Here is a 6424-nt window from a genome sequence, read left to right on the forward strand (position 1 = left end):
CAGGGTGGCCGACAGGGCGGCGGCGCCGCCGAACAGGCCGCGCCGGGTCAGCCGGGGGGTGGGGATGGCGGATGTCATGGGGTGTCCCTTCGGGGAAGCGGGATGGCCGGGGCGCGGCGGGCAGGTCGGGACGTGCCCGCCGCGGCGGGGGTGAGGGCGGGCCGGCGACGGTGCCGGCCAGCGGATCAGGTCGGGTCGGGCCGGCGGCGGGCCACCAGGTGCAGCCGGTCGCCGCGCAGCGTCGTGGACAACGACGCGTCGGGCCGCCACGGCGGCTCGGTGCGGGGGCCGGGCCCGTCGAACAACGTCAGCACATCGAAGCCGGCGGTGTCGAGCAGGTGCCGTAGTTCCTGGGGGAACAGCAGCCGCCAGGCCGAGGTCTGCGCCAACGGCTCGGGCGCGCCCGGCCAGGTCCAGATCCGTTCCCGGCGCAGTAGCTGCTCCGCGTGGTCGATCCACAGTCGGGTACGCGAGGTGTACGCGACGCCGCGCCACGACACGGTGCGCACCGACGTGCCGTCGAGCAGCTCGGTGCTGCCGAGGAAGAACGCACCGTTGCGCATCTCGGCCAGCAGCAGGCCACCCGGGGTCAGATGCGCCCGGCACCGGGCCAGGAACGCGGTGAGGTCGGCGTTGGTGTGGCAGTACAGCATCGCGCTGTCCAGGCAGGTCACCGCGTCGAACCGGGTGCCGAGGTCGAAGCCGCGCATGTCGGCGGCCACGAACCGCGCCTGCGGGTGCCGGCCGCGGGCGTGGGCGAGCATCGCCGCCGACGTGTCGATGCCGGTGGCGGCCCAGCCGAGCTGCGCCAGCCGCCCGGCGTCACGGCCCGTGCCGCAGCCGACGTCGAGCAGCCGGCGGCCGGTGGGCGCGTGGCGACGCAGCAGGTCGTCGACGAAGCCGGCGGCGGCGTGCCCCGGGTCGGGGAACTGCGCCTCGTACAGCTCCGGGTTGTCGGTGAGCAGGTTGGCCCCGGCGGCGCTCACCGGCCCCCCTGTCCGCGGCTGCGCGCTCACGCTGGCACCGCCGACGCGACGGGCTCGGGCGCCGGGTCGAGCTGGCGTCGGTGGTGCAGCAGCCAGACGGCCGTCGCGGAGACCAGCCCCAGCGCGGCGCAGAGCAGCCACGCGACCATCGGCACCCCGGTGCCGGATCCGTCGTCCATGGCCCGTCCCACGGCGGTCGTCCCGGCCGCCGCGACCACCCCGGAGACCAAATAGAACAGCCCGAAGTAGGTGCCGGTCAGCCCGTCGCGAGCGAACGCCGGGATCAGCTCCAGCACGAACGGCTGCGCGATCATCACCCCGCCGGCGAGCAGCACGGCCGCGCCGAGCACCGGCACCAGCCGGACGGGGCCGGCGGGGCCGTCGACCGGAGCGAGCGGCAGCAGGAAGCCCCCGCCCATGACCGCCAGGCCGAGCGCGATGGCCGGGCCCCGGGCAAGACGGCGTTGCAGCCAGCGGGTGACCGGCACCTGCCAGGCGAGGGTCACCACCGTGGAGATCACGAACAGCGCCGCGACGGCGAGCGGATGCCCGCCGGCCTCCTCCGCCTGCACGGGCAGCACCAGGTAGAGCTGGTTCTGCAGGGCGAACATCGCGCTGAGGGCGAGGGTGAAGGCCAGGAACCGGCGGTCGGTGACGCATTCCCGCCAGTCCCCCAGCACGCTCTGCCCGCTGGAGCGGGCCGGCTGCGTCGGCAGCACCAGGGCCTGCGCCACGGTCAGCGCCGCGAACACCGCCGCCGCGGCCAGGGCGGCGGCCCGGAAGTCGACCAGCAGCAGCGCGCTGCCGATCAGTGGCCCGAGCAGGGCCCCGACGCTGGCGAACACGTTGAACAGCGCGAACGCCTCGGCGCGTCGGTCCGGAGCGGCCTGGGCGAGGTAGGCCCGCACAGCCGGGTTGAACAGCGCGCCGGCCAGGCCGGAGAGCACAGAGGCGGCCAGCAGCGCCGGCAGCGACACCCCGACGGCGAAGACGCCGAACCCGACGGCGCGCAGCGCGCAGCCGACGATGATCACCCCCCGCGCGCCGAGCCGGTCGGAGGCGGAACCGCCGAGCAGGAACATGCCCTGCTGGCTGAGGTTGCGCACGCCCAGGACCAGGCCGATCACGGCGGCGGACAGGCCGAGGTCGTCGGCGAGGTAGCCGGCGAGGTAGGGCAGCAACATGTAGAAGCCGACGTTGACCCCGAGCTGGTTGACCACCAGCAGCCGGATCGCCGGGGGGAAGCCGAGCAGCGTGGTCCAGGTCGCGGTCATTGCGGCACCTCCGGTTGAGCGGCCAGCGCCGGGTGAGCGGCCGGGTCCGCGACCGTCGGGCGCACGCCGAGGCCGGGGCCGCCGGGGGTACGCAGCGTGCCGTCGGCACCGCCGATGCCGGTCCACGGGTCGTCGGCGAGCAGCAGGTGCCCGTCGAGGTCGACCCAGCGGGCGTGGCCGGCCAGGTGCAGCGCCGGGGCGATGCCGAGGGTGCTGGCGACCAGGCAGCCGAGCATGACGTCCATGCCGTACCCGGCGGCGGTGTCGATCAGCCGGCGGGCGGCGGCCACCCCGCCGCACTTGGCGAGTTTGACGTTTGATCCCGGTGACGGCTCCGGCGAGGCGGTGCACGTCGGCGGCGGGGGGCGACGTCCTCGTCGGCGACAACGGGGCACCGCTACCCCGCGCCCCCGATCCAGGCCAGCGCGTCCGGGTCGCCGGGCGGCACAGGCTGCTCGACGGCGTCCACGTCGCAGGCGGCGACGGCGTCGAGCAGCCGGACGGCTCGCTCGGCGGTCCACGCCCCGTTGGGGTCGAGCAGCAGCCGGGCCGCCGGGGCGGCGGCGCGCACGGCGGCGACCCGGGCGACGTCGTTCCCCGCCCCGGCCTTGATCTTCAGCACCGTGAAGCCGGCCGCCACCAGCCGCCGCGCGGTGGCCGCTGCCGCGGCGGGCGGCCCCAGCCCGATCGTGTACGCGGTCGCGGCCGTCGCCCGCGCGGGGGCGTCGACGAGCCGCTGCACGCTGATCCCGGCGCGCCGCCCGACGAGGTCGTGTACGGCGGCGTCGAGCGCGCCCAGCACCCCCGGCGCGTCGGACAGGTCGGCAGCGAGCGCCGGCAGGTCGGCGCGCAGCGCCTCCGGGTCGGCGTACCCGGTCACCCGGGGGCGCAGTGCGGTCAGCAGCGCGCCGATGCGGCTCAGGTCGAGGCGCTGGTACACGCTGGTGACGACCTCGCCGTGGCCGGTCACGCCGTCGTGGGTCAGGCGCACGGCCACGGCGTCGCGGCGGGCCATGGTGGATCGGGAGATGCGCAGCGGCTCGGCGAGCGGCAGCGGGTAGACCCGCCAGTCGAGGTTCATGCCGGCACCTGCTGCGGTCGGGCCGGCTCGACGGGCCGGCGCTGCGGATCGACGATGGTGCGGCACCGGCTCCACCGGGTCACCTCCACCGCCCGGGGGTGGCATATCTCGACGGGGTGACCCCGGGTGGGGCCGAGCAGGCCCCGCAGCGCGCAGTACTCGTCGTCGAAGATGGAGTCGAGGTAGCGTTGCGGCCCGTCGGGGAAGACGGCGAGGACCCGCGCCCCGGGCTGGGTCCGGGCCGCCCAGGCAGCGACCCGGGCTGTCGCGCCGGTGCTCCACCCGCCGGTGACGAACGCGTGCCGGGCCAGCCGCCGACAGGTCTCCACGGCCTCGGCCGGGCCGACCCAGTGCACCTCGTCGAAGGCGGCGTAGTCGACGTTGCGGGGGTGGATGCTGCTGCCGAGGCCGCGCATCAGCCGCGCGCGGGCGGGCTGGCCGAAGATGGTGGAGCCGACGGTGTCCACGCCGACCAGGCGCAGCCCGGGCCAGTGTCGGCGCAGCGCGCGGGCCAGGCCGGCGCTGTGCCCGCCGGTGCCGACGCTGCACACCAGCGTGTCCACGGCGTCGACCTGGGCGACGATCTCCTCGGCGAGCCCGGCGTAGCCCGCCGCGTTGTCGGGGTTGTGGTACTGGTCGGGCCAGTACGCCCCGGGCAGCGCGGCCCGGACCTGGCGCAGCCGGTCGAGGCGGGCCTGCTGCCAGCCGCCGACCGGGTGCGGAGAGTCCACCATCTCCAGCCGGGCCCCGTGGGCGCGCAGCAGCGCCCGCATGGACGGCTCCAGCTCCCGGTCGACGACCAGCACCACGGGGTGACCGAGGGCCTGTCCGGCGAAGGCGAGGCCGATGCCCATGGTGCCGCTGGTGGACTCCACCACCGGAGCCCCCGGGGCCAGCTCGCCCCTCGAACGCGCGCCGGCCAGCATGGACACCGCGGCGCGGGCCTTCATCCCGCCGGGGCTCAGGCACTCCACCTTGGCCCGGAAGCCGGGTTGCGGGTGGGGCAGTGGGGCGTCCACGAGGACCACCGGCGTGCCGCCGACCAGGTCGAGCAACTGCGGCGCGGTCATCGGCCCTCCCGGTCGGCGCGGTAGCGGTAGATCGGCGTGGGACCGCCGTCGAGCCAGAAGAACGGGTACGGCTCCGCCGACACGGCGGTCAGCCCGGCGCCGAGGAACCATGGCAGCACCGCGCTGCCGGACTGGGCGAACGCCACCAGCGGCACGCCGGTCGCCCGGGCGTGCCGCAGCAGCGGCGCGAAGGTGCCGTTGCCCAAGGTCATGCCGGAGGCGAGGATCGCGTCGCACCGCTTCAGCAGCGCCGCCGCGTCGGGCAGGCAGGGTTCGTCCCACTCGGTGCGCCCGCCGGCCAGGTCGCACGGCAGGTAGCGCAGGCCGCGCTGGCGCAGCCGGTCGAGCAGGGAGTTGACCACGCCGACGACCAGCACGGTCCGTCCGGGCTCGGCGGGAAGCAGGTCGACCACGGCGGCAGCGCGGGCGGCCGACTTCGCCAGCGACGTGCCGGCGGGCACGGTCACCACGTCGGTCGCCGCGTCCGCGTGCGGGCGCACCCCCATCAGGTACGCGTCGAGCGCGGCGACCCGCACCGGCGCGGCGGGGTGGGCCAGCAGCCGCGCCACGGTGGTGCCCACGCAGTCGTACGCGACGTCGTCGGGCAGCTCGTCGGGCTCGACGGCGCAGGAGCCGACGGCGGCCCCGACCCGCAGGCTGAGCACGTGGTTGCGGTAGCTGCGGGCGCGCCCGGGGTGCCGCGCGCCCTGCCGGGTGACGAACGCGACGCTTACCCGTTCCTCCGCCGGGTCGGGGCCGATCCGGCCGGCGAGGACCGCCTCGACCAGATCGTCGAGGCTGTCGTGGGCTCGCCCGGTGACGGCGGGGCCGGCGGGCGGGGCGGTCACGCGGCGGCCCCGGCGAGCTGGTCGACGTACCGGACGTCGAGGGCGCCGATCAGCTCCTCGGCCCGCGCCCGCGCGCCCGGCCCCTCGGTGTCGACGGTCATGACGTGGCCGAGATAGGTGTTGTTGCTGTTGGCCTCGCCGGCGTGGTGCCCGGCGGGCTTGACCGCCCAGTCCACCACGCACGGGTCGCCGGCCAGCCGGTCGGTGCCGGTGATCGCGTCGACGGTGCCGGCCCGGGGCGGCAGCAGGAACGCGATCGCGGCGCTGCGTACCCCGGTGTCGACCGGCGTGGTGTCGGGGCGCTCGCCGAGGGCGAGCCGCGCGTACGCCATCGGCAGGTCGACGCCGGTGACCCGGCGGACCAGTTCGGTGATCTGGTTGCCGGCGGGCCGGGGGTTGACCTCGACCACCCGGGGCCCGGCCGGGGTCAGGCGCAGCTCGGTGTGGGCGACACCGTGGGTGAGGCCGACGGCGCCGAGCGCGGCGACGGCGGTGTCGGCCGCCGCGCGGGCGTCGGCGGCGGGCAGGTCGGCAGGGAACATGTGTCCGCTCTCGACGAACGAGGGCGCGCCGGCGAGGCTCTTGTCGGTCACCCCCACGACCGTGGTGACGCCGTCGCGGGTCACGGTCTCGACGCTCACCTCGGGGCCGGTGAGCAGCTCCCTCCAGCAGCACCAGCGGTGCCCGGGGCTGCCGGCGCGCGTTGACCACCGAAGCCGGCCAGCGCGTCGTACGCCACTCGTAGCTGCGCCGGGTCGGCGACGGCGCGCACGTACATCCCGGCGCACAGGTCGACCGGCTTGACCACCAGCGGGTAGCCGAGCTGGTCGGCGGCGGCGACGGTGGCCGCCCAGCCGTCGGTCACCGCGAACGCCGGCCCCGGCAGGCCCGCCTGGCGCATCGCCTCGCGGGCGAGGTCCTTGCGGTACGCGCGGCGCACCGCCTCGGGGTCCGGCCCAGGCAACCCGAGGTGGGCGGCGACCGCGGCGGCGGTGTGCAGGTAGTAGTCGCAGGAGGTGAGCACCCCGTCGAAGCGCAGGGCGGCGTGCAGCCGGGCGACGTGCTCGAGGAGCGCCTGCGGGTCGTTGGTCTCCGCGGTGATCACGTTGTCGGCGTGTGTTGCAGCGGATGGACCCGCCGGGTGGCGCCGCCCGCAGGTAGTGGT

Annotated in this window: 8 protein-coding genes; all 8 read right to left on the minus strand. The window is 76.3% G+C overall.

Going from position 1 to position 6424, the window contains the following annotated elements; translation table 11 throughout:
• Positions 1-185 precede the first annotated feature (185 nt).
• Positions 186-986, minus strand: a complete 801-nt coding sequence (locus MCAG_RS31680; protein ID WP_036371865.1) for a bifunctional 2-polyprenyl-6-hydroxyphenol methylase/3-demethylubiquinol 3-O-methyltransferase UbiG — start codon at positions 984-986, stop codon at positions 186-188.
• Between the two features lie 26 nt (positions 987-1012).
• Entirely contained in the window at positions 1013-2260 is a 1248-nt protein-coding gene (locus MCAG_RS01395; protein ID WP_036371867.1) for an MFS transporter, read from the minus strand.
• The gene (locus tag MCAG_RS35550) at positions 2257-2655 is read right to left on the minus strand and encodes an enolase C-terminal domain-like protein (protein ID WP_255348972.1); all 399 of its coding nucleotides are present in this window, start codon (positions 2653-2655) and stop codon (positions 2257-2259) included. The genes MCAG_RS01395 and MCAG_RS35550 overlap by 4 nt, the downstream gene beginning before the upstream one ends.
• Positions 2656-2657: 2 nt before the next feature.
• Positions 2658-3341 carry an enolase C-terminal domain-like protein gene (locus MCAG_RS35555; RefSeq protein ID WP_007071212.1) on the minus strand — a complete coding sequence of 228 codons (684 nt, stop codon included), beginning with the start codon at positions 3339-3341 and terminating at the stop codon, positions 2658-2660.
• The gene (locus MCAG_RS01405) at positions 3338-4411 is read right to left on the minus strand and encodes a PLP-dependent cysteine synthase family protein (protein ID WP_036371869.1); all 1074 of its coding nucleotides are present in this window, start codon (positions 4409-4411) and stop codon (positions 3338-3340) included. The genes MCAG_RS35555 and MCAG_RS01405 overlap by 4 nt, the downstream gene beginning before the upstream one ends.
• The gene (locus tag MCAG_RS01410; RefSeq protein WP_007071214.1) at positions 4408-5259 is read right to left on the minus strand and encodes a Rossmann-like domain-containing protein; all 852 of its coding nucleotides are present in this window, start codon (positions 5257-5259) and stop codon (positions 4408-4410) included. The genes MCAG_RS01405 and MCAG_RS01410 overlap by 4 nt, the downstream gene beginning before the upstream one ends.
• Positions 5256-5900, minus strand: a complete 645-nt coding sequence (locus tag MCAG_RS33200) for an ATP-grasp domain-containing protein (RefSeq protein ID WP_050777813.1) — start codon at positions 5898-5900, stop codon at positions 5256-5258. Before MCAG_RS33200 ends, MCAG_RS01410 begins: the two co-directional genes overlap by 4 nt.
• The coding region (locus MCAG_RS33205; RefSeq protein WP_369751290.1) for an acetyl-CoA carboxylase biotin carboxylase subunit family protein at positions 5897-6424 on the minus strand (528 nt) is incomplete at its 5' end. The genes MCAG_RS33205 and MCAG_RS33200, both read right to left, overlap by 4 nt.

The sequence above is a fragment of the Micromonospora sp. ATCC 39149 genome (assembly GCF_000158815.1).
In the GTDB taxonomy this organism is placed as follows: domain Bacteria; phylum Actinomycetota; class Actinomycetes; order Mycobacteriales; family Micromonosporaceae; genus Micromonospora.